At 68.5% G+C, this 25,956-nt stretch carries 23 protein-coding genes; 13 read left to right on the plus strand and 10 right to left on the minus strand.

Annotation, left to right across the window (positions count from 1 at the left end):
• Nucleotides 1-52: 52 nt before the first annotated feature.
• The gene (locus ACQPYZ_RS05125) at nucleotides 53-1,330 is read right to left on the minus strand and encodes a neutral zinc metallopeptidase (protein WP_433165744.1); all 1,278 of its coding nucleotides are present in this window, start codon (nucleotides 1,328-1,330) and stop codon (nucleotides 53-55) included.
• A gap of 133 nt (nucleotides 1,331-1,463) precedes the next feature.
• On the opposite strand from ACQPYZ_RS05125, the gene ACQPYZ_RS05130 reads away from it, so the two are divergent.
• Together ACQPYZ_RS05130 and ACQPYZ_RS05135 are read left to right on the plus strand one after the other, a co-directional pair.
• Nucleotides 1,464-3,143 carry a DUF2207 family protein gene (locus ACQPYZ_RS05130; RefSeq protein ID WP_433165745.1) on the plus strand — a complete coding sequence of 560 codons (1,680 nt, stop codon included), beginning with the start codon at nucleotides 1,464-1,466 and terminating at the stop codon, nucleotides 3,141-3,143.
• Between the two features lie 357 nt (nucleotides 3,144-3,500).
• Nucleotides 3,501-5,057 carry a GmrSD restriction endonuclease domain-containing protein gene (locus ACQPYZ_RS05135; protein WP_433165747.1) on the plus strand — a complete coding sequence of 519 codons (1,557 nt, stop codon included), beginning with the start codon at nucleotides 3,501-3,503 and terminating at the stop codon, nucleotides 5,055-5,057.
• 171 nt (nucleotides 5,058-5,228) lie between these two features.
• Here ACQPYZ_RS05135 and ACQPYZ_RS05140 read toward each other — a convergent pair whose 3' ends face one another.
• The 3 genes from ACQPYZ_RS05140 to ACQPYZ_RS05150 form a co-directional block, all read right to left on the minus strand.
• Complete coding sequence (locus ACQPYZ_RS05140; RefSeq protein WP_433165749.1) at nucleotides 5,229-6,518, minus strand: peptidase C39 family protein; 1,290 nt, start codon at nucleotides 6,516-6,518, stop codon at nucleotides 5,229-5,231.
• Between the two features lie 77 nt (nucleotides 6,519-6,595).
• On the minus strand, nucleotides 6,596-7,159 hold the full coding sequence (locus ACQPYZ_RS05145) for a GNAT family N-acetyltransferase (protein WP_433165751.1): 564 nt from the start codon (nucleotides 7,157-7,159) through the stop codon (nucleotides 6,596-6,598).
• 40 nt (nucleotides 7,160-7,199) lie between these two features.
• A complete protein-coding gene (locus ACQPYZ_RS05150; protein ID WP_433165753.1) occupies nucleotides 7,200-8,396 on the minus strand; it encodes a neutral zinc metallopeptidase in 1,197 nt (398 codons plus the stop codon).
• A 71-nt stretch (nucleotides 8,397-8,467) separates the two neighbouring features.
• On the opposite strand from ACQPYZ_RS05150, the gene cysS reads away from it, so the two are divergent.
• The 3 genes from cysS to ACQPYZ_RS05165 are packed head-to-tail and all read left to right on the plus strand — an operon-like array spanning nucleotide 8,468 to nucleotide 11,047.
• Nucleotides 8,468-9,916 (plus strand): cysteine--tRNA ligase, encoded by a 1,449-nt coding sequence (cysS, locus tag ACQPYZ_RS05155; RefSeq protein ID WP_433165755.1) that lies wholly within the window; start codon nucleotides 8,468-8,470, stop codon nucleotides 9,914-9,916.
• A 1-nt stretch (nucleotide 9,917) separates the two neighbouring features.
• On the plus strand, nucleotides 9,918-10,877 hold the full coding sequence (rlmB, locus tag ACQPYZ_RS05160; protein WP_433165757.1) for a 23S rRNA (guanosine(2251)-2'-O)-methyltransferase RlmB: 960 nt from the start codon (nucleotides 9,918-9,920) through the stop codon (nucleotides 10,875-10,877).
• A 38-nt stretch (nucleotides 10,878-10,915) separates the two neighbouring features.
• Nucleotides 10,916-11,047: a hypothetical protein gene (locus tag ACQPYZ_RS05165; protein WP_433165759.1), complete on the plus strand. Its 132-nt coding sequence runs from the start codon at nucleotides 10,916-10,918 to the stop codon at nucleotides 11,045-11,047.
• A 139-nt stretch (nucleotides 11,048-11,186) separates the two neighbouring features.
• Here ACQPYZ_RS05165 and ACQPYZ_RS05170 read toward each other — a convergent pair whose 3' ends face one another.
• From ACQPYZ_RS05170 to ACQPYZ_RS05185, 4 genes are all read right to left on the minus strand, one after another.
• Nucleotides 11,187-12,071 carry a S1 family peptidase gene (locus tag ACQPYZ_RS05170; RefSeq protein WP_433165761.1) on the minus strand — a complete coding sequence of 295 codons (885 nt, stop codon included), beginning with the start codon at nucleotides 12,069-12,071 and terminating at the stop codon, nucleotides 11,187-11,189.
• A 128-nt stretch (nucleotides 12,072-12,199) separates the two neighbouring features.
• Nucleotides 12,200-13,075, minus strand: coding sequence for a S1 family peptidase (locus ACQPYZ_RS05175; protein WP_433165763.1), 876 nt, complete (start codon nucleotides 13,073-13,075; stop codon nucleotides 12,200-12,202).
• Nucleotides 13,076-13,123: 48 nt separating this feature from the next.
• On the minus strand, nucleotides 13,124-14,794 hold the full coding sequence (locus tag ACQPYZ_RS05180) for an alkaline phosphatase D family protein (protein WP_433165765.1): 1,671 nt from the start codon (nucleotides 14,792-14,794) through the stop codon (nucleotides 13,124-13,126).
• A gap of 131 nt (nucleotides 14,795-14,925) precedes the next feature.
• The gene (locus tag ACQPYZ_RS05185; protein WP_433165767.1) at nucleotides 14,926-15,510 is read right to left on the minus strand and encodes a TetR/AcrR family transcriptional regulator; all 585 of its coding nucleotides are present in this window, start codon (nucleotides 15,508-15,510) and stop codon (nucleotides 14,926-14,928) included.
• Nucleotides 15,511-15,596: 86 nt separating this feature from the next.
• Between ACQPYZ_RS05185 and ACQPYZ_RS05190 the strand changes: the two genes are divergently transcribed.
• Nucleotides 15,597-16,748 (plus strand): acyl-CoA dehydrogenase family protein, encoded by a 1,152-nt coding sequence (locus tag ACQPYZ_RS05190; RefSeq protein ID WP_433165769.1) that lies wholly within the window; start codon nucleotides 15,597-15,599, stop codon nucleotides 16,746-16,748.
• Nucleotides 16,745-17,512, plus strand: coding sequence for an SDR family NAD(P)-dependent oxidoreductase (locus ACQPYZ_RS05195; RefSeq protein WP_433165771.1), 768 nt, complete (start codon nucleotides 16,745-16,747; stop codon nucleotides 17,510-17,512). Before ACQPYZ_RS05190 ends, ACQPYZ_RS05195 begins: the two co-directional genes overlap by 4 nt.
• 4 nt (nucleotides 17,513-17,516) lie before the next feature.
• Here ACQPYZ_RS05195 and dgoD read toward each other — a convergent pair whose 3' ends face one another.
• The gene (dgoD, locus tag ACQPYZ_RS05200) at nucleotides 17,517-18,662 is read right to left on the minus strand and encodes a galactonate dehydratase (RefSeq protein ID WP_433165773.1); all 1,146 of its coding nucleotides are present in this window, start codon (nucleotides 18,660-18,662) and stop codon (nucleotides 17,517-17,519) included.
• Nucleotides 18,663-18,824: 162 nt separating this feature from the next.
• Here dgoD and ACQPYZ_RS05205 point away from each other — a divergent pair, with 162 nt between their 5' ends.
• Both ACQPYZ_RS05205 and ACQPYZ_RS05210 read left to right on the plus strand, forming a co-directional pair.
• Nucleotides 18,825-19,097, plus strand: a complete 273-nt coding sequence (locus ACQPYZ_RS05205; protein WP_433165775.1) for a type II toxin-antitoxin system Phd/YefM family antitoxin — start codon at nucleotides 18,825-18,827, stop codon at nucleotides 19,095-19,097.
• Entirely contained in the window at nucleotides 19,097-19,498 is a 402-nt protein-coding gene (locus tag ACQPYZ_RS05210) for a type II toxin-antitoxin system VapC family toxin (protein ID WP_433165777.1), read from the plus strand. The genes ACQPYZ_RS05205 and ACQPYZ_RS05210 overlap by 1 nt, the downstream gene beginning before the upstream one ends.
• A gap of 161 nt (nucleotides 19,499-19,659) precedes the next feature.
• Here the strand turns inward: ACQPYZ_RS05210 and ACQPYZ_RS05215 are convergent, their stop codons facing one another.
• Nucleotides 19,660-20,907: a DUF4032 domain-containing protein gene (locus ACQPYZ_RS05215; RefSeq protein ID WP_433169628.1), complete on the minus strand. Its 1,248-nt coding sequence runs from the start codon at nucleotides 20,905-20,907 to the stop codon at nucleotides 19,660-19,662.
• Between the two features lie 67 nt (nucleotides 20,908-20,974).
• On the opposite strand from ACQPYZ_RS05215, the gene ACQPYZ_RS05220 reads away from it, so the two are divergent.
• From ACQPYZ_RS05220 to ACQPYZ_RS05235, 4 genes are all read left to right on the plus strand, one after another.
• Nucleotides 20,975-21,967: a LacI family DNA-binding transcriptional regulator gene (locus tag ACQPYZ_RS05220; RefSeq protein ID WP_433165779.1), complete on the plus strand. Its 993-nt coding sequence runs from the start codon at nucleotides 20,975-20,977 to the stop codon at nucleotides 21,965-21,967.
• 488 nt (nucleotides 21,968-22,455) lie between these two features.
• Nucleotides 22,456-23,829: an ABC transporter substrate-binding protein gene (locus tag ACQPYZ_RS05225; RefSeq protein WP_433165782.1), complete on the plus strand. Its 1,374-nt coding sequence runs from the start codon at nucleotides 22,456-22,458 to the stop codon at nucleotides 23,827-23,829.
• 74 nt (nucleotides 23,830-23,903) lie between these two features.
• The gene (locus ACQPYZ_RS05230) at nucleotides 23,904-25,004 is read left to right on the plus strand and encodes a carbohydrate ABC transporter permease (protein WP_433165784.1); all 1,101 of its coding nucleotides are present in this window, start codon (nucleotides 23,904-23,906) and stop codon (nucleotides 25,002-25,004) included.
• Nucleotides 25,001-25,870, plus strand: a complete 870-nt coding sequence (locus ACQPYZ_RS05235; protein WP_433165786.1) for a carbohydrate ABC transporter permease — start codon at nucleotides 25,001-25,003, stop codon at nucleotides 25,868-25,870. Before ACQPYZ_RS05230 ends, ACQPYZ_RS05235 begins: the two co-directional genes overlap by 4 nt.
• Nucleotides 25,871-25,956 lie beyond the last annotated feature (86 nt).

Here is a 25,956-nt window from a genome sequence, read left to right on the forward strand (position 1 = left end):
CGCCCCCGGACACATACTTTGCGTGATCCGGACGCACCAGGCTAGCCCGGGTCTACTGCACCTTGGCGGAGGAGGCCACGAAGGTGTTGCAGACGTTCGGGTTGCGGCTGTTGAACCCGCGGGTCGCCCAGTACTGGTGGTTCACGCCGTCGCCGTGGTCGTTCTTGTGGTCGGTCCAGTGCAGGATCAGCCACTTCCACTGGAACAGCGACTGGCCGGTGATCGGGTAGCTGCGCCGGTTCGCGCCGATGAAGATGTCGCCGAAGCAGGACGCCTGCAGCTCGAGCCGCCGGCTGCCCTCGAGCTCCTTCGCCTGGGTCGGCGCCTCGTACCGGATCCGGTGGTTGGCGGCCAGGATGCCGGTCAGGTGCTGCACGTGGTGGCCGTACTCGTGCGCGAACTGGTGCAGCATCCACATCCGCGCCCACACCTTCTGGTACGCCTGCGGGTAGCGGTTGTAGTTGCCGATGTCCTCGCTGAGATTCATGTAGATGGTCTCGTTGCTGCCGCAGTAGAACGGCGGACCGGAGTCGTTGCCGATCCCGCACGGCGTACTGACGGTCCCGCTGAACGGCTGCACCGTCGGCGGCCGGAACCGGGCGCCGGACCGGGCCAGCAGGGCGGGCCAGGACCTGTTCAGGCAGTTCAGCAGGTTGGCGTAATTGGCCCGCGCGCCCGCCACGGTCGACGGCCGGGACCGGGACTCCCGGCAGTTGACCGCCCGCATCGCCCCGGCCTTGTACAGCCTGTTCCGCAGCACCAGGTCGGCGTCGGTCGGACCGGGCTTCGGCTTCGGGGTGGACGTCGTCCGCGGCGCGGTCGGCCGGGTCGTCGTCGGCCGGGTGGTGGTCCTCGTCTCCGTCGGACTGGACGCGACCGTGGGTGAGATCGACGGCGTCTGCGACGGCCCGTGGGTCGGGGTGTAGCTGGACGGCGAGTACGACGGGCTCGTGTACGGATCGCTGTCCTTCAAGGCGTTCGAGATCCCGAAGATGCCGACGCCGCCGACCACGACCACGCCGAGCACGATGAGGACCGCCTTCGCCCTGCCGCCCTTCTTCTGCGGCGGCCGCGGCGGTCCACCGGGCGGCGCGCCCCACCCGAACTGCGGCTGCCCACCCGGCCGGCCGATGTACGGCGGACCCTGCGGCGGCATCCCCTGGTACGGCGGACCCGACGGTGGGCCCTGGTACGGCGGGCCCTGCGGCGGACCCTGCGGCGGCGGACCTTGCGGCGGACCGCCGTACTGCGGACCCGGCTGCCACTGTGGCGCGCCGTACGAAGGCTGCGGCTGTTGCCCGGGCGGCGGGCCCCACTGGTTGCCTGACACGGGCCAGACGCTATCCGAGCCCGGGCTCATCGAACGGTTGCCCAGCTCAACAGCCGGGACCGCGCCGGATGGCACACCGGTCACGGTATGGTGCCCGGGTCAACTGACCCTCTCTTTACGGTGTGATTGGGCGATGCGTCTACGTCTGCTCGGGCTCCCCCTGTGTGCCCTCGGTCTTTCGGCCCTGACCGGCGTCCCGGCCGGCGCGACCGGATCCCACGGTGCGGCCGACCCGGTCGTGACCAACTACGACAGCCAGGTCCGGGTCGAACGTGACGGTCAGCTGACGGTCTCCGAGACCTGGAAGCTCAGCAACGTGACCGGGACCTTCACCCGGTTCGTGGTCACCCGGGACCACCTGCCCGACGACGTCGACCACGTGCAGCGGATCGAGAACCTGAAGGTCACCGCCGGCGGCCAGGAGAAGCAGACCGAGCTGACCACCAACGGCGACGTCACCTCGATCGCGGTCGCCGAGGTCAGCGGCTCCACCCAGCTCGACTTCACCTACACGGTGCGGGGCGCGGTGGCCGAGACGCTGAACGGCACGGAGGTGCGGTTCGCCCCGCTGACCGGGATCAACCTGACCGTCCAGCAGGCGAACATCGTCTTCAGTACGCCGGAGGTCACGCACGTCTCCTGCTTCGCCGGCGCGATCGACAGCAATACCCCGTGCACGCTGGCGCAGCTCGGCGAGACCGCCGGGCCGACGTTCCAGCAGCAGGGCCTGCCGCCGGGCAACACGGTCCGGATGACGGTCGGCTTCCCCGAGGGTGAGATCGCCGCGAACTCGATCGTCGAGTACCGCAAGACCCTCAAGCGCGCGTTCTCCACCGACACCGCGCAGCTGCTGACCGCGCTGGCCGTGCTGCTGCTCGGCGCGATCGCGCTGCTCGTGCTGTACCGGCTCCGCGGCCGCGACCGGGTCGACCCGCGCCGCGTCGTCCCGGCGTCGCTGTTCAGCCTCGGCGCGGACACCCGGATCGACTTCACCCCGCCGTCGGACCTGCGCCCCGGCGAGGTCGGCACGCTGATCGACGAGCGGATCGACCCGGTCGACGTCACCGCGACCATCATCGACCTGGCCGTCCGCGGCCACATCATGATCATCGAGCAGGACCACGACTCCGAGTACGCCCGGCCGGACTGGGAGCTGCGCCGGGTCGCGAACGCGCCGTCGGAGGAGCTGCAGCGGTACGAGAACGTCCTGATCCGGGCGATCTTCGGCGACTCCGACTCGGTGCTCGTCTCCGAGCTCGGCCGCCAGGTCCGGGCGAACCTGGCCCAGGTGCAGGACGCCCTGTACGACGGCGTGGTCAAGCGCGGCTGGTTCACCGAGCGGCCGGACCGGACCCGCTCGCTGTGGGCGACGATGGGCATCGCGGTCACCGTGATCGGCGTCGTCCTGACCGTGGTGCTCGCGCTGCTGACGACCTGGGGCCTGCTGGGCCTGGCGATCACCGCGGTGGGCGTCGGCCTGATCGTGGTCGGTCGCTACATGCCGGCCAAGGCGCCGGCCGCCGGCCGGGTGCTCGGCCAGGTCGCCGCGATCCGCGGTGAGCTGCTCGAGATGGACGTCAGCGAACTGCCGTCGGACCAGCACGCCGAGCTGTGCTCGCGCGCCCTTCCGTACGCCGTCGTCCTCGGCGGCTCGGAGCGCTGGATCGACGCACTGGTCGCGACCGACGAGGACGTCGACGAGGACGAGGGTTTCCCCTGGTACCGCGGCCCGCGCGGCTGGCACCTGCAGTACCTGCCGGACTCGCTCCGCAACCTCACCACCAACCTCACCGGCGCCCTCTTCGCCCGCTGAGGCCGTGGTACGACCTCGCCGGTCACTCTTCACCGGAGTGGCTGCGTCGTCGGGCTGAGCCAGCCCGTGGAAGGCGGTATAACTCACGGGCTTCGCATGATCAAGCCAGGTCAACTGGATGGCATGACTTCGGGCTGACGAGATCTGCTGACGACGTCTCGTCCCCATGTACACGACGCCTTGTCGCTGCGGCAAGCGCAGATGGCAGCGATAACGACCGAGGAAACCGGTCCTAACTCGCATTTCGGCCTATTCGAGCGTTTGACCGATGCACCACTCGACGACCGAAGATTGCGCTCTGCCCATGCGTTACTGCTTCCTGCTAGTCTTGCGGTCCGCACCGAAGGAGGAATCTCTGTGGCCGACCTGTCAATTCGCAAGATCATCGAGCAGGTGACGTCTGGTGCGATTCGAATCCCGGCCTTCCAGAGAGGCTTTGTGTGGGATGCCGAACGGGTAGCGTATCTGATGGACTCCATCTACAAAGGGTATCCTTTTGGCGCGGTAATACTCTGGCGCACGAAGGAGAAACTGAATTCCGAACGTGATCTTGGCCCATTCAAGCTCCCAGAGGGTCAAGCAGACTATCCGGTTGACTACGTGCTCGATGGACAGCAGCGGATAACGTCTATTTTTGGTGTGTTTCAGAGCGATCTGACCGCTGACGGGGACGATACATGGACTAACATCTATTTCGATATGGAGGCAGCGGCCGACCTACAGGAAAGTCAGTTCCTGGCGCTACCTCTCGAAGAAGTCGATCCGAGTCGTCATTTCCCGATCAAAACATTCTTTGATGTAACTGCCTATCGACACGCAACCGATGGTTTGACTAACGGTCAAGCGCTCCTGATTGATTCGGTTCAGTCCATTTTCAAGGAAGCTACAGTTCCGACCCAGGAAATTGTCACGGACGATCGCGCTAAGGTTGCTATCGTCTTCGAACGAGTGAATCGACTTGGCGTCGAGCTTGACGTCTTCCAGCTGCTGACTGCTTGGACATGGAGTGAGGACTTCGATCTCCAGAGACGATTCTCGGAGTTGGCGGAAGAGCTTCGTCCACATGGATTCGGCGACCTCGGTGAAGAGACTAACCTGCTCCTGCGGTGCTGTGCGGCGATAGTAGCCGGCGACGCATCGCCAGCCGCGTTCATTAATCTCAAAGGTGCTGATGTGCGTGACCGTTTTGATGACATCGAGAATGGCATCAGAGGCGCTATCGACTTCTTGCAGAAGAACCTGCGCGTTGAGACACTCGCCAACCTTCCATATCCCGCAGCGCTCGTTCCGCTCTCGGTTTTCTTCGCACGTAAAAGCCTTACGCTCAAGCATGATCAGCGCGAGATTCTCGTGCGATGGTTTTGGCGGTCCTGTTTTTCGCGCCGGTACAGCGCCGGTGTGGTCCGGAATTTGAACCGTGACATCGAAGAGGCTGCGAATCTTCGGGAGGGTCAGCCCAGTACCCTAGCCGAATTCTCGGCTGCTGTAGATGAGGACTACTTCGAGCAGCCATTCACGATCGGGACGGTCAACACTCGCACCTTTATTCTATTGCTAGCTCAACAAGATCCGTTGAGCTTCGTCTCCGGTCAACCTGTGACGCTCTCGAAGGTGCTTCAGGCCTATAATCGCAACGAGTTCCACCACCTCATGCCTCGCGCTTTCCTCCGGGATTCCGGATTCGACATCCGCGATATCAATGCTTTGGTCAATTTTGCAATTATCTCGGCGAGTGACAACAAGGTCCTCGGAGGCGTAGCGCCGAGCAAGTACAAGACGCACATGCCCGCCGCGAAGAACCACCTGATCCTCGACCGCGCGCTATGCCCAGAAGAGCTTTTTGAGGATGATTTCGCGGCCTTCCGAACCTTGCGGGCGGAAAGGCTGCTACAAGCAGCTCGAGCGCTAATCTGAGCGCCGACGTCGCTCTCGCCGTTGGCGAATCATGCTCGCCCACAGGCTGGCACGAGCTCGGCGGGGACTGGAGTTCCTGGCGCCGTCCAGCCAGGCTCCGCGGACTGCCTGGTACCTAACCGATCCGAATCCTCACGAATCTCGCAGGTCTCATTGCCTAACAGGCGCGTTTTACCAGTTGGCCTGCGGGCCTACCGGTGGCAGTGGGGTTCCCTCCGGGTGGATGACGTAGACGAGTCCGCCGGAGTGCGGGATCCAGGCGTTCTCGAAGGCGGCCCGGTCGTACGTCGTCCGGACCTCGTCGTTGCTCGGGATCAGGTGCGACGCCGGGTCGTTCACCACCACGTTGCCGTCCGGATCGAAGCCGACGATCACCATCAGGTGCCCGTTCGTCCCGTACCCAGCGCCCGGCAGGTCGCCCTTCTTGAACGACAGCGACGCGATCAGCGGGACGCCGGCCTTGATGAACTGCTCGGCCTCGGTCAGCGATCGCAGCCGGGTGACGAATCCGTCGATCCCGCGGGTGCCGGCGTACGCCGTGTTGAACGGCCAGTTCCCCGCGCCGTCGTAGGCGTAGTCGAAGACCGAGCGGGCGGCGTGGTCGACCTGCGGATCGGCGTCGTCGGGATCGACCCAGGCCGTCTCGTCGGCGGTCGGGCCGGCGCCGTAGTAGTCGAGCACCATCGCGGTCGAGGTCGCCGAGCACCAAGCCTCGCCGCCGCCGTCCCACTGCGGGTAGTGCCCGATGTGCGTCTCCTGTGAGTACGTCGGCACGTCGAGCACGATCCCCTGCGCACCGCCAAGGGGGCTCACGGCAACCTTCTGGTCGTCCGGCAGCCAGGACGCCATCGCGCCGACCGACCGGACCACCGGGGACTGCGTCGTCCCCGTCAGTCGGTAGAGCGTCACCTTCAGCTGCCACCGGTCGAGCGACCGGCCCTTCGCCGCCACGAAGGTGTCCACGGCCACCGAGCCGTTCGCGTCGCCCTGCGACGGCACCGACGTACGGTGAATGTCGCCGGCGGCGGTGTCGTCGCCGCTGGACCACCGGCCGAGCACGTACCACTTGGTGGTGCTGCCGAGGTCGGTCCGGCCGGACATCGCCACTTCGACCCAGGTCCCGGGCGGGGTGGTCGCGTTCCAGGACGCGATCAGCTCGGTCAACCGGAAGCCGGGGGTCACGACCGGCGACGTCCAGCTGGTCCGGTCGTAGCTCTTCGCGGTGCCGTCACCGAACGGGTCGACGTACGACGTTGTGCCGGTCGACGTACCGAAGGTCAGGGCCCCGTCGGCGACGGTGGTGCCGGAGTGGGCACCGGCGAGGAAGTCGGTGGTCGACGTCCACGTGGTGTACGCGATGTCGCGCAACTGCGGCACCTTGCTCGCCTCACTGGGCAAGGCACCACAGGTCAGCACGACCGCACCGGCGATCAGCGCTGTCAGACTGTGGGCGGTAGTCATATACCGACCGTAAGTGTGGTGCTCGGTCGTGTCGCGGTGAACGCGTGGCGTGGTTGTGGTCTTGTCCGGTCAAATAGTTACGAGCGGGCGGCCCACTCGTCGGCGAGCATCGCGAACACGGCCTCGTCGGTCCATTCGTTCTTGATGAGCTCGTTCTTCACGAAGGTCGCCTCGTGGCGCATCCCCAGCCGCTGCAGCAGCTTCGCGGATCCGGTGTTCCGGGCGTCCAGGCGCCCGATGATCCGGTGCATGCCGAACTCCTCGAACCCGAGCCGCAGCATCTCCACCGACGCCTCGGCGGCGTACCCGTGCCCGTGGAACTCCGGGTGGAACACGAACCCGATCTCCCCGCCCCGGTGTGCGGCGTTCTGCACGAACAACGACACTTCGCCGACGTGCTGCCCGGTCTCGCGCAGGATCACCGCCAGGGTGACCGCCTGCCCGTCGGCGTCCATCGGCGGCAGCTCCACCAGCCGGCGGGGCAACGTCGTGTCGCGGACCTGCTCCGGCGTCTGGGCGTCGTACAGCAGGAACCGGGCGACGTCGTCGTTGGACTGCAGCTTCAGCAGGTCGTCGTAGTCGGTCTCGAGGTAGCGGCGAAGGGTCAGGCGGTCGGTCTCGATCGGCAGCGAAAGGCTCACCGACCGAGACTAGACCGTGCCGTCGCGGAGGTCGCGGGAATTACCGGACGTACGTCGCGGCGGCGACGTAGGTGTTGCAGGCGGCCGGGCTGCGGGTGGTGAAGCCGGCGTTCGCCCACCGCGGCACGACCTCGCGGCTGCCGTGGTCGCGGCGGGTGCCGTACTCGTCGCCCTGATGGGCGTGCAGCCAGTCGAGCTGGGACTTGAACAGCCCGCCGTTCAGGCCGTAGCTGCCCTTGTTCGCGCCGAGGAAGACACCGCCCAGGCAGGTCGCCTGCAACTCGAGCCGTCGGCTCATCTGCAGCGCGGCGTCACCGGACCGCTCGTACTGGATGCTCGACGACGCCCGTAGGATCCCGGTCAGGTGCTGCAGATGGTGGCCGTACTCGTGCGCCATGGTGTCCGACATGTCCGCCCGCAGGAAGGCCATCGCGGTCGACCGGTTGTTGTAGCCGAGGAACTGCCGGTACCGCTTGAGGTCCGAGGCCGCGTCCATGTAGATCGTCCGGTTCGCCGAGCAGTAGAACGAGCTCGGGGCGTTGCCGCTGCACGGCGTACTCACCGGACCGGTGAACGCGATCATCCGCGGCGGCGCGAACGTCCGGCCGGTCAGCGCGACCTGCCGCGGCCAGGCGCGGTTCAGGCAGTTGAGGATCTGGGTGTAGTACTTGCGGGCGTTCGCCGGACTGGTGGCGCGGGCGCTGGACTCCCGGCAGTTCACCGTCCGCTGCGCACCGGTCTTGTAGAGCCGGTTCTTCGTCACCAGGTCGGAGTTCGACGGCGGCGGGGGCACGGAGGTCGTGGTCCGGGTCGCGGTCGGCTGCGTGCGCGTCGGCCGGGTGGTCGGGATCGTCGGCGCGCTGGTCTGCGTGGGCTCCTCCGTCGGCTCGTACGTCGACGTGTACGTCGGCTGCGGTGAGGTGTAGTCGTCGCCCGGACCGCCGGACACCTGGCTCCACATCCACAGGCCGACCACCCCGGCGACCAGGACGACGATCGGCAGCACCACGAACGGCGTCTTGCTCTTCTTCCGCGGCGGTGGCGGGAAGCCGTTGGAGCCCCAGCCGAAGCCCGGTCCCTGCGGCGGCGGCGGTCCTTGCGGCGGGCCCCAGTACTGCGGCGGCGGCCCGGCGTACTGCTGAGGCGGAGGACCGTACTGCGGTGGGCCGTACTGCGGGCCGTACTGCGGAGGCGGCGGTCCCTGCGGCGGCGGGCCGTACGGGGGCTGGTTCGACAAGACGGTCCTCCTGAGGGCTGGTCCGGACAATCTTGTCAAGAGGCGGTGTCATTTCCCGTTACCCTTGATCGGTGACACTTCGCTTGTACGACACCGCGACAGCAGCAGTGAGGGATTTCGAGCCGGTCCACCCGGGCAAGGTCGGGATCTACCACTGTGGGCTGACGGTGCAGGGTGCCCCGCACGTCGGGCACATCTACAAGGAGGTCGTGTTCGACGTCCTGCGGCGCTGGCTCGAGCGCTCCGGGTACGACGTCACCGTGATCGCGAACGTGACCGACATCGAGGACAAGATCCTGGCGAAGTCGGCCGAGCGCGGCGTCCCGTGGTGGGCGCACGCGTACGAGTTCGAGCGCGAGCTGCACTGGGCGTACGACGTCCTCGGCTGCCGCCCGCCGACGTACGAGCCGCGGGCCACCGGCCACATCCCGGAGATGCTGGAGATCATCGACCAGCTGATCGAGCGCGGGCACGCGTACATCGCCCCGGACGGCTCCGGCGACGTCTACTTCGACGTCAGGTCCTGGCCGGCGTACGGCGAGCTGTCGAATCAGAGGATCGAGGACATGGAGGCGGCCGAGGACGCGGACCCGCGCGGCAAGCGCGACCCGCGGGACTTCGCGCTCTGGAAGGGCCACACCGAGGGCACGCCGCGGACGGCGTCCTGGCCGACGCCGTGGGGCCGCGGCCGCCCGGGCTGGCACCTGGAGTGCTCGGCGATGGCCGGCAAGTACCTGGGCGAGGAGTTCGACATCCACGGCGGCGGACTCGACCTGCGGTTCCCGCACCACGAGAATGAGCTGGCCCAGTCGACCGCGATCGGGCAGAGGTTCGCCCGGTTCTGGATGCACAACGCGCTCGTCACCACGGCCGGCGAGAAGATGTCCAAGTCGATGGGCAACAGCGCGGTCGTGCGGAACGTGGTCGAGCGGGTCCGGCCGATCGAGCTGCGGTACTACCTGGTCCAGTCGCACTACCGGTCCGTGGTCGAGTTCTCGTTCGGCGCGCTGGACGAGGCCGCGACCAGCTTCCAGCGGGTCGAGGGGTTCATCACCCGGGCCACCGAGGTGACCGGTGGGGTCGAGCCGGCCGCGGAGCTGCCGGCCGACTTCGTCGCCGCGATGGACGACGACCTGGGCACGCCGGGCGCGATCGCCGTACTGCACAACACCGTGCGGGACGGGAACAAGCTGGTCGCGGACGGGGATTCGACCGCCCTGCGGGAGAGCCTGGCCGCGGTCCGCGGGATGCTCGGCGTCCTCGGGCTGGATCCGCTGGCCGAGCCGTGGGTGTCCCGGACCGGCGCGACCGACGAGCTCGGCGACGTGGTGGACGGGCTGGTCAAGGCGCTGCTGGAGCAGCGGCAGGCCGCGCGCGAGCGCAAGGACTACGCCGCCTCGGACGAGATCCGGGACCGGCTGAAGGCGCTCGGCGTCGTCGTCGAGGACACCCCGCAGGGGCCGCGCTGGTCGATCGCCAGGTCTGCCTCCGCCGCCGCAACCGACAACGAAGGAAGCTGACGTGCCAGGCAGTAGCCAGCGCAAGGGAGCGATCCGGAAGAAGCCGCGGGGCAACCCGACGGCCGGATCCGGCGGCCGGGTCCGCCGCGGGCTCGAGGGCAAGGGCCCGACGCCGAAGGCGGTGGACCGGGTCAAGCACCCCGCGCACAAGCGGGCGAAGGCGAAGGAGCGCGCCAAGGAGCGCGAGCGCACCCGCCGCCCGGCCCGGAAGGACGCCGACGCGTCGGTCGAGTGGGTGTACGGCCGCAACCCGGTGGTGGAGGCGCTGCGGGCCGGCGTGCCGGTCGCCGCGCTGCACGTTGCCGAAGGCACCGAACGGGACGCCCGGCTGCGGGAGGCGATGCTGATCGCGGTCGAGCACGGGATCTCGATCCTCGAGGTGCCGCGCACCGAGCTCGACCGGGTCACCGCCGGCGGCGCCCACCAGGGTGTCGCGGTGCAGATCCCGCCGTACGAGTACGCGCATCCCGACGACCTGCTCGACCGGGCGTACGACGCGCAGGAGGTGCCGCTCGTGGTCGCCCTCGACGGCGTCACCGACCCGCGGAACCTGGGCGCCATCACCCGGTCCGCGGCCGCCTTCGGCGCGCACGGCGTCGTCGTACCGGAGCGTCGTACGGCGTCCATGTCGGCGTCGGCGTGGAAGACGTCGGCCGGCGCCGCGGCCCGGATCCCGGTCGCGCGGGCGACCAACCTGAACCGGGTGCTGAAGTCGTACAAGGAGGCCGGGCTGCTGGTCGTCGGCCTGGACATGGGCGGCGAGGTCGAGCTCCCCGAGCTCGAGGCCGCCACCGAGCCGCTCGTCCTCGTCGTCGGCTCCGAAGGCAAGGGCCTGGCCCGCCTCGTCCGCGAGAACTGCGACCTGATCGTCTCCATCCCGATGACCAGCGCCACCGAGTCCCTCAACGCCGGCATAGCCACCGGCGTAGCCCTCTACGAAATCTCCCGCCGCAGGGGTTGACGGTGCCCGGGGACGAACGGCCAAGGGTGCTCCGGCGCATGATCGACTCGGGTGAAGTCACCCCACCGGCGGAGCTCGGTATGCCGGACCTCGTGCTGGACCTCGCGCCAGGCGTGGACAGCCTCTCGGACCTGCTGATCGAGGGTCGGGACGAGGAGCGGAGCAGCTGACCGAGTTCGTCAGCTACGACAAGGAGCTGGCGGGCGCCGCGGAGGAGTTGGGGTTTCCGGTGCTGGCGCCGGCATGACAGACGCGGGCCGGGATGATCCCGGCCCGCGTCCAGTGCTCAACTGCTGGCAGTCCTGCGGGTCAGTAGACGCTGACGCCGTAGCGGGAGAGGACTTCGGTGACGGGCTGGAAGTAGGTCGTGCCACCGGTGCGGCAGTTGCCGGAGCCGCCGGAGGTCAGGCCCAGGGCGACGGAGCCGGAGAAGAGTGCACCTCCGGAGTCACCACCCTCGGCGCAGACGTTGGTGCGGATCAGGCCGGTGACGGTGCCCTCGGCGTAGTTCACCGTCGCGTTGGTCCCGGTGACCGAGCCGCTGCGCAGACCGGTCGTGCTACCGCTGCGCTGGACCGACTGACCGACGTACGCGTTGCCGGCCGAGGTGATGTCCCGGGTCGAGCCGTTGTAGAGGTTCACCACACCGGGCCGGTTGGTGTACGACGTGCTGTAGCGGACGATCCCGTAGTCGTTGCCCGGGAAGCTGGAGCCGTACCGGGTGCCGAGCAGGGTCGTCTTGCTCGAGTTGGCGTACCAGCTCGAGGCGATGTTGGTGCAGTGACCGGCGGTCAGGAAGTAGTACGTGCTGCCGCTGCGGACGTTGAAGCCCAGCGAGCAACGGGACTGGCCGCCGTAGATGGCGTCACCGCCGGCGATGAACTTCGAGAGCTTGCCGGACATCTTCTCCAGCGTCACCCGGTCACCGAACTTCTTGGTGACGCTGGTCAGCGCCGTCAGCTTCGACGCGGTGACCGTCTCGTCGTAGGAGACGATGATCCGGCCGTCCGGGGCGGTGTGCCAGGCGGTTCCGGGGATGGACGCGTCCTTGGACAAGGTCGCGCTGATGGCCGTCGCGGACAGCGTCGACGGGTGGACCGGCGCCGCCGAGGCCTGCGTGGAGAGCAGGCCCGCGGCGGTCAGTCCGGCTGCTGCCAGGATCGCGGCGGTACGGCGAATGGGCGGAAATTTCACGGTTTCAGCCTCCTCACGATGAGGACGCGCTCGGGGCGGGTGCGTCCTTGACTTAAACCGTGGCCATTATTACCCCATCTTGTCCCTGAGTACTCAGGTGAATTCGCAGAGTGAGGGTTATCCTCCGTTCAGTACACCGAGACCCCGTACGCGTTGAGCGCCTCGACCACCGGCTGGAAGTAGGTGACACCGCCGGAGTCGCAGTCGCCGGAGCCGCCCGAGGTCAGCCCGAACGCCCAGTGGCGGTAGAACAGCGGGCCGCCCGAGTCGCCGGCCTCGGCGCAGACGCTGGTGCGGATCAGGCCGGCCACCCGGCCGTCGCCGTAGTTCACGGTCGCGTTCAGGCCGGTGACCCGGCCGCTGTGCAGACCGGTGGTGATCCCGGCGCGGTACACGTACTGCCCGATGCCCGGGTTCATCGCGGTGGTGATGTCCTGCGACCGGCCGTTGTACAGGTACACGCTGCCGCCCGGCGGCTTGATCACGGTCGGGTAGATCACCAGGGCGTAGTCGTTCCACGGGTAGCTGGCGTGGTGCAGCTTGCCGAGGTAGCGGCTGTGGTCGTCGTCCTGGTACCAGGTGGAGGCCTCCCGCCCGCAGTGCCCGGCGGTCAGCAGGTAGTACTTGCCCTTCCGCTGGACGTTGAAGCCGGCCGAGCACTTGATCTCGCCGCCCCACATCCCGGTGCCGCCGCTGACGTACCGGGTCAGCTTGCCGGGCAGCTTCTCGAGGACGACGTTCTCGCCGAGCTTCCGGGTGACCTTGGTCAGCGAGGTCAGCTTGCTGCCGGTGACGGTGGAGTCGTAGGACACCAGCACCTTGCCGTCCGGACGCGTCATCCACGCGGTCCCGGGAGTCGTCACCTCCTCGTTGAGCGCGGAGGTGACGGCCGCCGCGGACAGCCGGGGCGGCTTGACCGGGTCGGCCTTGGCAGGCAGGGCGGACAGTGTCAGAGCAGTGACGACGACGGCGGCCGCCGTACGTCGGAGAGTGGAGGATCGCATGTCATAAGCCTTCCGGGACGAGCCGAGGGCGGGCGGGCGGTGGCAGCTTCAGGACATCAAGCGTTTGGACGGCGAGTCTAGGCGTCCGTAGGTCAACGTCCGGTCGAGCAGCTGCCGCTCGTCCCGCAGTTCGGCATGGTCGACCTCGACCGACCAGTCCTCACCGGACAACGTCACCGTCATCGCCCCGTTGCCGAACCACGGGCCGTGCGTGATCCGCCAGTCCGCGGCCACGTCCCGGACGCCGGCCGCCCGGGCGAGCTTGTGCAGCAGGGTCGTCATCCACCGCTTGTCCAGCAGGTGGTTCGCCCACTGGATGTGCCGGGGGACCGGGTTCCGGAACGGCGACATGGTGAGCTGGCGGATCGCCGTACCGGGGTGGTCGACGCCGAGCAGGCGGGCCTCGGCCAGGTAGCTGCAGTGCACGTCGCCGGACAGCATCAGGATCGAGGCCGGCGGGTCCTCGGCGGCGACGACCGCGGCCAGCAGGTCGGTCACGTCGTCGAAGGACCTCCGGAACGACGCCCAGTGCTCCAGGTCCATGCCCTGCCGGATCCGCTCGCCGATCCGCGCGCCCCGGGCGCCCCAGGCACCGGACGAGACCGCCTCGTCCCAGCCCTCGAGGTGGTGCAGCCCGGGCGCGAGCAGGAACGGCAGCGTGGACGCGAGCAGCAGGTGGTGGATCGGCCGGGACGCCTCGACGATGTGGCGCCGGACCCACTCCCACTCGTGCGCGTCGACCATCGCCCGGTCGCCGGGCTCGAGGTGCCGCGAGCAGCGCGAGTCGACCGCGACCAGGCGGACGCCGCGCGAGGCGTCGCCGAAGTCGCGGTAGAAGCTCCACCGGGTCGAGGCCGGGTCCTCGTCCGCGGTCCACGCGAAGCTGTCCAGGTACGCCGTCCGCTCGTCGTCGTCCTCGATCGAGAGCATCGCCCGGTACGTCGCGTCCCGGTCGAGCTGCTCCGGTGAGAGGTTGCCGAGGTGCTGGTAGACCCAGTACGACGCATAGGCGCCGACGACCCGGTCGTGCCACCACGGCTGCGAGGTGACCCAGCGTCGCCACGTCAGCGAGGTGTTCCAGTCGTCGCGCAGGTCGTGGTCGTCGAGCAGCATGCACAGCGGGACGGTCGAGAACAGCCAGCGTACGGCGGGCGTCAGCCAGGCGTCGTCGTACAGCCAGGTGTACTCCTCGTAGTTGCCGATCTCGTCGGCCACCTCGGACCCCTGCCGACCACCGTGTGCGGCCCGCAGTTTCTCGAGGACGGCGTCCGACGGGTCGTCGGCGTACACCTGGTCGCCGAGCAGCAGGATCGCGTCCGGCGGCTCCTCGGTACCGGCCGCCATCCGCTCAGCGAGCGCCACCAGGGCGTCCGGGCCGAACTCCTTGAACCCCTGCTCGTCGAACGGCGCCGACCGCCGGCACGACCCGAAGGTCAGCCGGAAGGTGCCGTCCGCCCGCGGGGTCCGGATCACGCTCGGGCCGAACTCGCTGTCCGGCAGCGGCCAGTGCAGCTCGCCGTCCAGCCGGACCTCGTACGGCGTCTCGCTGTCCGGGGTGAGGCCCTCGATCAGGATCAGTGCGTAGTGGTGGCCGTGCACCGACCAGGTCCGCCCGCGGTGGCCGAGCACTTCGACCTCACAGGGCGCGCTGGTCTCGACCCAGACGGTCGCCCGGGTGTCGTCGACGTACCGCAGCAGCGGCCCCAGCCTCAGTTCCATCCGCCAAAGCTATCGGTCGACGCCAACCCCCCACCTCGTTCATTCGTCGCCTTTTCACCCGCTGGGCCGCCGGTCGGGTGCAGGCGTCGTCCGGGACGGGTGAAAAGGCGACGAATGAACGGCAGGGTGGGTCAGTCCAGCCGCAGGGAGTGCAGCACGAACGAGGCGAGCTCGCGGTAGGCCTCGGCGTCGTTCAGGCCGGTCCGGCGGGCGATGTCACCGCGCTGGATCGCCTGCATGGTGTGCGCGATCATCTCCGCCGCGAACGCGATGTCCACCTGCCGGAACGCCTTGTTGTTGATGCCGTCCTCGATCAGCGTGCGCACCCGGTCGGCGGCGATCCGGGTGTTCCGCTCGTACACCGAGCGGGCCGGGGCGAACCGGGCCACGTCGTCCAGGAACGTCCGGCTGGCCGGCCGGAGCGCGTCCGCGACCGCGTTCAGGTACGCCGCGATCCGCCGGTCGTGCCGGGTCTGCCGGGCGACCGCGGACTCGACCTGGGCGGTGGCATTCTTGAAGTAGTGCTTCACCACCTCGACGGCGAGCTGCTCCTTGCTCGGCGCGAGCGCGTACAGGGTCGTCTTGCTGCAGCGCAGCTCGGCGGCCAGGTCGTCCAGGGTGAACCGGCTGAAGCCTTGGGTGAGGAACAGGGACAAGAGCCGGTCGAGCAGCTCGGACTGCCTGCGGGTACGGCGCCCCGGAACGACTGTTGTCATATCGAGACAGCATAGAACGATACGGAACTTTGGGCTTCAGTATCACTCCTAGTATCATTTCGAGCAGCCGTTGAGAGGGGTGCCTGATGGCTGTCGATCGTCTGCTGCCGACCGAGGAATCCACCGACCTGCTGGCTCTCGTCCGCGACCTGTGCGCGCACGAGCTGGCGCCGTACGCCGCCAAGGCGGAGGAGAGCGAGACCTTCCCGCGGGAGGCGTTCCGCACGCTCGGCAAGGCCGGCCTGCTCGGCCTGCCCTACCCGGAGCAGTACGGCGGCGCCGGGCAGCCGTACGAGGTGTACCTGCAGATGCTGGAGGAGATCGCCGCCGCCTGGATGTCCGTCGGAGTGGGGGTGTCGGTGCACACCATGACCAGCTACGCGGTCGCCGCCTTCGGCACGGAGGAGCAGCGCGCGCGGCTGCTGCCGGACATGGTCGGGGGCGACCTGCTCGGCGCCTACGCGCTGTCCGAGCCGCAGGCCGGCTCCGACATCAGCGCGATGACCACGAAGGCCGTCCGGGACGGTGACGACTACGTCCTGAGCGGGACGAAGGCGTGGATCAGCCACGGCTCGCACGCCGACTTCTACACCACCTTCGCGCGGACCTCCGCGGACCCGAAGCGCGGCATCTCCGCGTTCCACGTGCCGGCCGGGTCCGAGGGGCTGAGCTTCGGTGCGCCCGAGCGCAAGATGGGGCTGACCGGCTCGACCACCACGCTGGTGCACTACGACGACGTCCGGGTCCCGGCCGGGAACCTGATCGGTGCCGAGGGCCAGGGCATGCGGATCGCCCTGGCCGCGCTGGACTCGGGCCGGCTCGGGATCGCCGCGACCGCGACCGGTCTCGCCCAGGCGGCGCTCGAGGTCGCCGCGTCGTACGCGAAGGAGCGCAAGCAGTTCGGGCAGGCGATCGCGGACTTCCAGGGCCTGCAGTTCCTGCTCGCGGACATGGCGGCCGCGGTCGAGTCGGCGCGGTCGACGTACCTGCAGGCCGCGCGGCGGCGTGACCTCGGCCGGCCGTTCACCCAGCAGGCGGCGATCGCCAAGCTGGTCTGCACCGACGCCGCGATGAAGGTGACCACGGACGCCGTCCAGGTGCTCGGTGGGTACGGTTACACCCGCGAGTTCCCGGCCGAGCGGTACATGCGCGAGGCCAAGGTCACCCAGATCTTCGAGGGAACCAACCAGATCCAGCGGCTGGTCATCAGCCGTGACCTGCTCAGGAGCGTCTCATGAAGCTTGCCCCGTCCGATGTCGCCCTGGTCACCGGTGGCGGTTCCGGCCTCGGGGAGGCGACGGTACGGCGGCTCGCCGCCGACGGGCTCGGCGTCGTGATCGTCGACCTGCCGTCGTCGAACGGCAAGGCGGTCGCGGACGAGCTCGGCGACCGGGTCGTGTTCGCGCCGGCCGACGTCACCGACGAGGCCGCGGTGACCGCCGCGCTGGACGCCGCCGACGCGCTCGGGACGCTGCGCGTCGTGGTCACCTGCGCGGGCATCGCGACACCCGGCCGAGTGGTCGGCCGCAAGGGCCCGTTGCCGCTGGCAACCTTTCGGCAGGTGGTCGAGGTCAACCTGATCGGGACCTTCAACGTGCTCCGGCTGGCCGCCGAGCGGATGATCGCTGCCGAGCCGTCCCCGGACGGTGACCGCGGGGTCGTGGTGATGACCGCGTCCATCGCGGCGTACGACGGTCAGGTCGGGCAGGCGGCGTACGCGGCCAGCAAGGGCGGCATCGTCGGGCTCACGCTGACGGCCGCGCGCGACCTTGCGGACAAGGGGATCCGGGTCGTCACCATCGCGCCCGGCACCATGGAGACGCCGATGCTCGCGGGCCTCCCGGAGGAGACCCGCACGGTGCTCGAGCAGCAGGTCCCGCACCCGTCCCGCCTCGGCCGCCCCTCGGAGTACGCCGCCCTGGTCGGTCACATCATCGACAACCAGCTACTGAACGGGGAGGTCATCCGCCTCGACGGAGCCCTCCGCATGCCTCCGCGCTGAGGGCTCACCACTCGGCGAACGAGCCGTCGTGGTGGCGGAAGACCGGTGAGCGCCAGCGGTGGGGGTCGGCCGCGGCGGCCCGGACGGCGTTCTCGTCGACCGCGATGCCGAGGCCGGGACCGGTCGGCCGCTCGATGTGGCCGTCGACGAACGCGAACACCTGCGGGTCGACCAGGTAGTCGAGGAGCTGGCCGGCGCCGCCGTACCCGATGCCGAGGCTCTGCTCCTGGATGAGGAAGTTCGGGGTGGCGAAGTCGAGCTGCAGGCTGGCGGCCAGCGTGATCGGGCCGAGCGGGCAGTGCGGTGCGACCGCGACGTCGTACGCCTCGGCCATCGCGGCGATCCGGCGGACCTCGGAGATGCCGCCGGCGTGCGAGATGTCCGGCTGGGCGATCGCGATGCCGGTCGGCATCACGTCGCGGAAGTCCCAGCGGGAGAACAGCCGCTCACCGGTCGCGATCGGGATGCCGGTCGACTCGACCACGCGGCGCAGGTCGCGGGAGAACTCGGGCAGCACCGGCTCCTCGACGAAGTACGGGAGCAGTGGTTCGAGCAGCGGCAGGAGCTGGCGGGTGGCCGCCGTACTCAGCCGACCGTGGAAGTCGAGGGCGATGTCGACCCCGTCGCCGAGCGCCGTCCGCAGCGCCTCGACCTTGGAGACCATCGACCGGAGGTCAGCAGCGCCGGGGACGGGCGGCAGGGCCTCGGACACGTTGATCTTGAGCGCGGTGAACCCCGCGGCCACCTTGGCCTGAGCGTCGTCCACCAGGGCGGCGTTGTCGTTGCCGTGGGCCCATGTGTAGATGCGGGCGCGCTCCCGGACCGGGCCGCCGAGCAACTCGTGCACAGGCACCTCGTGGTAGCGGCCCTTGATGTCCCACAGCGCCTGGTCGATCCCGGCCAGCGCACTCGACAGCACCGGGCCACCGCGGTAGAAACCGCCCTTGGCCAGCGTCTGCCAGTGTTCCTCGACCCGCAGCGGATCAGTGCCGACGAGGTACTCCATCATCGCCGCGACCGCACCCTGCACGGCCTCGGCCCGCCCTTCGACGATCGGCTCACCCCAACCGCTCACACCCTCATCCGTGTCGATCCGCAGAAACTGCCAACGCGGCGCCACCAGAAAAGTCTCATACCCAACGATCTTCACGCGATCGAGTATCGCGGGACCGTCGACGCATCGGACAAGGTCCATTCACGTTCTGGACGCCTGAGCTCTGTGGACAACGGCTGGTCCGCACCAAGACACCCATATCTTCTCTGGCGAGACGACGAGAGGCGGAGTCTGGCAAATATGTACTACAATCAGGTTATGGCTGAGGTGCCGATCCGAACGTTGAACCAGGACACGGCCCGGGTTCTGGCCCGAGTCAAGAAGGGCGAGGAGATCGAGATCACGGAGCGAGGCGTGGTCATCGCTCGACTGGTTCCGGTCGAGCCGTCACCACTGGGCAGGCTGCTCTCGACCGGGAACCTTCGGCCGTCCCGGGTGGAGGGGGCGATCCCGCGTCCGAGGGGCGAGGTGCGAAGCGACCATGAAGCAGGTGCGCTCCTGGAGCAGATGCGCGGCGAGGAGCGCTACTGATGATCTATCTGGACACAGCGGCGCTGGTGAAACTCGTCCGACGTGAGGCTGCGTCGGACGAGCTCGTCGACTGGCTCAACGAGCAGGTAAACCGGATCCTGGTCTCGTCGTCCCTGGTGGAGGTAGAGCTGCCCCGTGCCCTACGCCGCAGCGAGCCGTCGCTTCTGGCGGCAGTTCCCAGCATCCTGGCGCGTGTGTCCGTGTACGACGTCGACGAGACGGTGCGCACGACCGCGGCTGCTTACCAGGATCCGTTGATCCGGTCGCTCGACGCGATTCACCTGGCGACCGCGGATGCTGTGCTGGGCGACGATCTCACTGCCTTCGTCACCTACGACCGGCGACTGCTCGCCACCGCCGAAGCGATCGGCCTTCCGACCGCCAGCCCAGGCTCGAAGTGAGCACTTCCTCCTCCCGGATGGCGCTCAAAGTAGGCGAATCGCAGTAACGCCGCCCGTTGCCCTACCTACTCCTCAAACTCCGGCCGCTCCATCGCCACCTCCACCCCTGACCACGCCGCAACGCCCCCGAACCTTGCACGGCTCGGTCGGGAGCGGGAGCGCTACTCGGCCTCGGGGGCGGCTGGGGTGGGGAGGGCCAGTTTCTCGTCGGGTTTGGCTCGGAGGACGTCGTCGACGTACGAGCGGGCGGCCTGCATGGTGTCGACCTCGTGGCCGGCCTCTTCGGAGAGGAACCAGCGGTGTTCGAGGACCTCGTGGAAGACCTCGGCCGGCTCGAGTTTGCGGTTCAGGTCGCGCGGGACCGAGCGGACCACCGGCTCGAACACCTCGGTCAGCCACTGGTGGGCGACGATCTCTTCGTCCTCGTTCTGCTGGTCGGTCGCGGCCGCGTACGAGTCGAGGTCGTTCAGGAGCCGGCGGGCCTGGTTCTCCTCGACGTCCAGGCCGGTCAGCCGCAGCAGCCGGCGGGAGTGGTGCCCGGCGTCCACGACCTTCGGCTGGATCCGCACCTGGCTGCCGTCCCAGTCGGTGATGATGTCGATCTCGGCCACGTCGAAGCCGAGCTCGTTGAGCCGCCGGATCCGCGAGTCCAGCCGGTGCATCTCGTCGGTGGCGAACTCCTCCGGCGCGGTCAGCTCGGCCCAGAGCGCCTCGTACCGGTCGTTGATCGACTGCACCGTCTGCTGCGGGTCGATGTCCGGGTCGAGCAGGCCGCCCTCCTGCAGGTCGAGCAGCTCGCCGAACAGGTTGATCTCCGCGGTGTAGAGGTCGTGCGCGCGCTGGCCGTCGGAGATGTCCTGGTGCAGCTCGCCGGTCTCGGCATCCACCAGGTACGCCGCGAACGCGCCGGCGTCCCGGCGGAACAACGTGTTCGACAGCGAGCAGTCGCCCCAGAAGAAGCCGAGGAGGTGCAGCCGGACGATCAGTGCGACCAGCGCGTCGATCAGCCGGTTGACCGTGTCCGGGCGGAGCGTGCTGGAGAACAGGGCGCGGTAAGGGAGCGAGAACTGCAGGTGTCTGGTGATCAGGATCGAGTCGATCGGCTCGCCGTTGCGGTCGAGCCGGTCGGTGATCACGCCGACGGGCTCGACCGAGGGGGACTCCAGGCGTTCGAGGTCGCGCAGCAGCCGGTACTCGTGCAGCGCGAGGTGCTCGAGCACCTCCTTGATCGCGTACACGCTGCCGTTGACCCGGACGAACCGGACCACGTGCCGCGAGATACCGCGCGGCAGCGCGACCAACTGATCCTCGGGCCAGTCCTCCAGCGGAATGTCCCACGGAAGCGACAGCAGACCGGTGTCGGGGCGGGTGGCGACGAATCGAGGCACGGCCCCCAGTCTGTCAGGAATCCTGCGGCTTCAGCGAAGAACGCAAGTCGTTGCAAGAACTTGCGTGATCTGGCGTAGAGTTTGCGTCATGACACGACGACTTGCAGAGGTGGCCAAGAAGGTCGGCGTCAGCGAGGCCACCGTCAGCCGGGTCCTCAACGGCAAGCCCGGGGTGTCCGAGGCGACCCGGGAAGCGGTGCTCACCGCGCTCGACGTCCTCGGGTACGAGCGTCCCACGCAACTGCGCGGTGATCGCGCCCGGCTGGTCGGGCTGGTCCTGCCGGAGTTGCAGAACCCGATCTTCCCCGCCTTCGCCGAGGTCGTCGGGGGAGCGCTGGCGCAGCAAGGTTTCACGTCCTTGCTCTGCACCCGGACGGTCGGCGGCGTGTCCGAGGCCGACTACGTCGACCTGCTCCTGCAGCAGCAGGTGTCCGGGGTGGTGTTCGCCGGTGGGTTCTACGCGCAGGCCGACGCGCCGCACCAGCACTACGAGCTGATCCAGGAGCGCAAGCTGCCGACCGTGCTGGTGAACGCGGCCGTCGACCACCTCGGCTTCCCGCAGGTGTCGTCCGACGACTACGTCGCCGCCGAGATGGCGATCGGGCACCTGCGCGCGCTCGGTCACCGGCGGATCGGGATGGTGCTCGGGCCGCGGGACCACATCCCCTCGCGGCGCAAACTGGACGCGTTCATCGCCTCGGACGAGGCGGATCTCGACCTGGTCGAGCACACCATGTTCTCGCTCGAAGGTGGGCACGCGGCCGCGACCCGGCTGGTCAACAACGGTGTCACCGGGATCGTCTGCGCGAGCGACATCCTTGCCCTCGGCGCCATTCGCGCCGTCCGCCGGGCCGGCCTGAGCGTCCCCGAGGAGGTCTCGGTGATCGGGTACGACGACTCCGCGATGATGAACTGCACCGACCCGCCCCTCACCACCGTCCGCCAGCCCATCGACGCCATGGGCCGCGCCGCCGTCGACATGCTCGTAGCCCTCATTGAACGAGCCGCCGTCCCCGCCGACGAACTCCTCTTCGAACCCGAACTCGTAGTAAGAGCCTCCACCACCCGAGCCCGCATCTAACCCCCGCACACCCGCCCGCAACCACCCGCGCTCCACTCAGCCCCCGGTCTCCTTCCCGCACCCCGCTCAGCGCGCATCCCCGCACTTCCCCAGCTCGGCCGCCCTGGCGCCGCGCGTCTCCGCGCGCCTCCGCTCAGCTCCTTCGCCCCTGCTCAGGCGCAGCTGCTCGACCCGCCTCGCCTGTCCGTCGCGACGTCCGTCGAGCCGCCTCGCCCCGCGCGCCTCGCCTCGCGGCGCCACCGCAGCGCCACCGCGGCGCCACCGCGGCGCCACCGCGGCGCCGCCGCAGCGCCGCCGCGGTGGCGCTCGCCTGTCATCGTCCGCTGTGCCCTCTCCCGCCGGCCGCCTTGCGGTCGGCGGTTGTTGTTGTGGGCAGCGCGAGAGAGCTTCCCGGATGAAGTCACGTTTTTGCAATCTTCTATTGGAGTATTGCGAAGTCGTGTCGAGTTGCCTACGGTGTGCGCAAGATCGAGGGAGAGGGTGGATCGATGAGGACAACGCGCCGTGGGCTCAGCCTGCTGCTGGCCGCGGGACTCGGGCTGGTGGCCGCGTCCTGTGGGTCGGACGACAACACGCCGGACGCGCAGGGATCAGCCGGAGCGGACGGCCCGGTGACGATCACGGTCGGCTGCCAGCCGCCGAAGAGCAACCCGAAGGAACGGTCGGCCTGGGACGCGGACGTCGCGGAGTTCCAGAAGCTGCACCCGAACATCACCATTCAGAGCAAGGACGCGTTCCCCTGCATCAACCCGGACACCTTCCAGGCGAAGCTGGCCGGCGGCACCCAGGAGGACGTCTTCTACGTCTACTACACCGACGTGCAGAAGATCATCAAAGCGAGGCAAGCCGCCGACATCAGTGAGTACGTCGGCAGCGTGAAACCGGCCGGCGACATCCGCGACGACGTGATGGGCGTGTTCAAGGACGGCGACAAGACGTACGGCCTGCCGCGCAACAACTACAACATGGGCCTGGTCTACAACCGCAAGCTGTTCACCCAGGCCGGGCTCGACCCGGACGCCCCGCCGAAGACCTGGGACGAGGTGCGGGCGGCCGCCAAGAAGATCGCCGGCCTCGGCGCCGGCTACGTCGGCTTCGGTGAGTACTCCGCCGGCAACACCGGCGGCTGGCACTTCGCCGCCAGCCTGTACGCCCGCGGCGGCTCGATGGTCGGCGACGACGGCAAGACCGCGGCGTTCAACAGCGCCGAGGGCAAGGCCGTGCTGGAGAACCTCAAGCAGATGCGCTGGGACGACAACTCCATGGGCAGCAAGCAGCTCCTCCAGTGGGAGGACCTGATGCGGATGATGGGTTCCGGCAAGCTCGGCATGATGATCGGCGCGCCGGACGTGGTGCAGTCGGTGAACAACGACTTCCAGGGCAAGTTCGAGGATTACGGCGTGACCGCCGTACCGGAGTCCGAGGGCAAGGCGTCGCTGAGTGGTGGCGACGGCTACATGTTCAACCCGAAGGCGACCCCGGAGAAGATCAAGGCCGGGCTGCTGTGGCTGGAGTTCCACGAGCTCACGCCGGGCAAGGGCCAGTTCAACTACGCCCGCGCCAAGGAGCAGGGCCGCCCGGTCGGCCTGCCGATCCCGGACCTGTACGGCGACTCCGCGCCCGGCAAGGAGATCGTTGCCCTCCGCAAGCAGTACGCCACCGTCCCGGTCGACCACTTCGCGCCGTACGTCGCCGCGCAGGCCGGCATCACCAACAAGCTCGAGCCGCCGAAGGCACAGGAGCTGTACGCCGTCCTGGACGTGGCGATGTCCGCCGTACTCACCCGGCAGGACGCCGACATCGACAAGCTGCTGTCCGACGCCGAGTCCAAGGCCAACAAGATCCTGGCCAAGAACACCTGATGGGAAACAGCTGGGAGCATCCGCGCCGTCCCCGCGAGGGGACGGCGCGCGGTGCGGGCAGGGAAGGCGGACCGATGCGGCACAGCGGAGGTGACGATCACCGGCACGACGCCTGGGTCGGTGTCGCCCCGGGCGTGCTGGTGCACGAGACTGCCGCACCCGAGGCGCCCGCGTACGACGGGCGTGGACGCGGCGCCGGCCAGGCCCGAGGACGGACTCTCGGCTGGCCGATCGCCCGAGGTGGCCGGCCGCCGCGTCGGCCGGCGGCCCACCGGCCGGACGGAGCAGCTGATCTGGCCGGTGCCCGGCGGCGGGCGGTGGGCCGGAACCTTACGGCGTACGGCTTCCTCTGTGGGGCCTTGATCTGCTTCGCGCTGTTCTCTTGGTATCCGATGGTGCGCGAGGTGATCCTCAGCTTCCAGGAGAACAACTTCGTCGACCCGCCGCGATGGGTCGGGTTCGACAACTTCCGCACGGTGATCGAGGACCCGGCGTTCCGGTCGGCCTGGATCAACACGGCCGCGTTCAGCGGGCTGGCGCTCGTCATCGGGTACGCCGTGCCGTTCGTGCTGGCCGTCGTACTCAACGAGTTGCGGCACGCGAAGGCGTACCTGCGCTTCGTCGTCTACCTGCCGGTGATGCTGCCGCCCGCGGTCGCGGTCCTCCTGTTCAAGTGGTTCTACGATCCCGGCTCGGGCCTGTTCAACCAGGTCCTCGACGTCGTCGGCATCCCGCCGCTGAGCTGGCTCGACTCGACCAGTACGGCGCTCGTCAGCCTGGTGCTCGTGTCGACCTGGATGAATCTCGGCACCGGCACGCTGATCTACCTGGCCGCGCTGCAGAGCATCCCGGGCGACCTCTACGAGTCGGCCGAGCTCGACGGTGCCGGCCTGTTCCGGCGGGTGTGGCACGTGACGATCCCGCAGACCAAGCTGATCCTGCTGGTGATGTTGCTGCTGCAGGTCGTCGCGACCATGCAGGTGTTCATCGAGCCGTACCTGCTGACCGGCGGCGGCCCGGAGAACGCGACCGTCACGGTCGCCTACCTGATGTACCAGTACGCCTTCAACTTCGGTGACTTCGGCGGCGGTGGCGCCCTCGGCCTGATGCTGATGGTCGTGCTGCTGGTGTTCTCCGCGATCTACCTGCGCGTCTCCCGGGAGGCCGAGCGATGAGGACCCTGGTCTCACCTCTGGCATTGCGTACTCCGCACGGCCGGATCATCTACTGGGTGACGCTGACCGTCGTCGTGGTCGGGTTCACCGGCGCGTTCGTGTTCCCGCTGTACTGGATGGTGACCGGCGCGCTGAAGTCGCCGGACGAGCTGGCGCAGATCCCGCCGAGCTTCTTCCCGGAGAGTTTCGACCTCGGCGTCTACGCCGACGCGTGGAACCAGTTGCAGCTCGGGGTCTTCCTGCGCAACACCGTCCTGTACGCCGGTGGCGCGTGGCTGTTCACGCTGGCGGTCGACGTCACGGCGGCGTACGCGTTGTCGAAGCTCCGGCCGTTCTTCGGAAAGGTGATCCTCGGGGCGATGCTGGCGACGCTGATGATCCCGCCGATGGTGCTGCTGCTGCCGACGTACCTGACGGTCAAGGATCTTCCGATCCTGCATCTCGACCTGCTGAACACGCCGTGGGCGATCTGGTTGCCGGCGGCAGCGAACGGGTTCTTCGTGTTCCTGCTGAAGCGGTTCTTCGACTCGATTCCACGGGAACTGCTGGAGGCGGCCGAGATCGACGGCGCGTCGCCGATGCGGATCCTGTGGTCGATCGTGCTGCCGGTGTCGCGGCCGATCCTCGGGGTGGTGTCGATCCTGTCGGTGGTGACGGTGTGGAAGGACTTCGTCTGGCCGCTGCTGGTGCTGCCGGAGACGGACAAGATGTCGATCAGTGTCGGCATCGCGTCGCTGTCCGCGCAGATGCCGCAGAACGTGCTGATCGCATCGCTGGTGATCGCCAGCCTGCCGACCATCCTCGTGTTCTTCGTGTTCCAGCGCAGCATCATGGCCGGCCTGACCGCCGGAAGCCTCAAAGGATGACAAGCACCCCACCCCCCGCTCCGCTCGGGGTGGGGGAGGAGAACGGCGGCCTCATGGCCGGAAGCCTCAAGGGTTAAGGAGATTTC

It is taken from the genome of Kribbella sp. CA-247076 (assembly GCF_050942445.1).
Taxonomy (GTDB): Bacteria; Actinomycetota; Actinomycetes; order Propionibacteriales; family Kribbellaceae; genus Kribbella.